Origin of the sequence: Haemophilus haemolyticus (genome assembly GCF_003493685.1) — a bacterium.
Taxonomy (GTDB): Bacteria; Pseudomonadota; Gammaproteobacteria; order Enterobacterales; family Pasteurellaceae; genus Haemophilus; species Haemophilus haemolyticus_O.
The window spans coordinates 1-849 of sequence record NZ_QQJW01000027.1 but is presented as its reverse complement, the minus strand read 5'-3'; the positions used below and the strand labels follow the sequence as shown (position 1 = coordinate 849).

Annotated in this window: 2 protein-coding genes; one reads left to right on the top strand and one right to left on the bottom strand. The window is 51.8% G+C overall.

The genetic code is table 11. The annotated features are described in order from the left end of the window. Positions 1–211 (bottom strand): rRNA adenine N-6-methyltransferase family protein (locus DV434_RS10585; RefSeq protein ID WP_275045298.1); only part of this gene is annotated, 211 nt, incomplete at its 3' end. A gap of 196 nt (positions 212–407) precedes the next feature. Here DV434_RS10585 and DV434_RS10575 point away from each other — a divergent pair. After that, a partial coding sequence (locus tag DV434_RS10575; protein WP_479680713.1) for a uracil-DNA glycosylase family protein occupies positions 408–849 on the top strand: 442 nt, incomplete at its 3' end.

The following is an 849-nucleotide window of genomic DNA, read 5'->3' as shown; positions in this document are numbered from 1 at the left end:
GAAGACGCCATACGAGCTCGCGGTCGATTTCGACAACGTGCAGGCGGTTCAGCTTTTTCGCCAAAGGTTCGGTAATCGCCGCCAAACCCGGACCGATTTCAATCACGACATCATCCGCCTGCGGGCGCACGGCGTTGACAATATCGCTGATAATCCGCGTGTCCTGCAAAAAATTCTGCCCGAAACGCTTGCGGGCTTTGTGTTCTTTCATCGTGTTTCCTTTTCGGTTGAAACCCCGCCCTTTAGGGCGGTAGAATCAGACTCTATTTGGGAGGGGCGTAACCCCTTCCAAATCAGGATGGCACATAGGGCGGTGCTTTATGTGTCGTCCTGTGTGTTGAAACATAAATGTGTTTACAGTATCCGTTTGATGTCGGCATTGTAACCGAAAACGGCAGGGCGTGATAATGCTGTTTGAAGGCTTGCCGTGTTTGGCGGTTTGGTGCAAAAACCGGCTGTCTGCCGTTTTGCCTGTTGGAGGATTGAACGTGTCTGAAAATCTGCTTGAAATCGAAACCCATCCCTTCGATTCCGTGTTGCCGCCGAAGGCTGCGGTCATGATGATGGGGACGTTTCCGCCCAAGGAAGACAAACGCGCGATGCAGTTTCATTATCCGAATTTCCAAAACGATATGTGGCGCGTTTACGGGCTGGTGTTTTTCGGCGATGCGGATTATTTCAAAGTGCCGTCCAACGGGGAGGCTGCGCACTCTGAAAAAGCGTTTGATGCCGAGAAAATCAAGGCGTTTTTGCACGAACGGGGGATTGCGTCCTGTCCGACCGTTTTGAAGGCGGTACGTCAGCACGGCAATGCGTCCGACAAGTTTTTAAAGGTAGTTGAAACCGTCG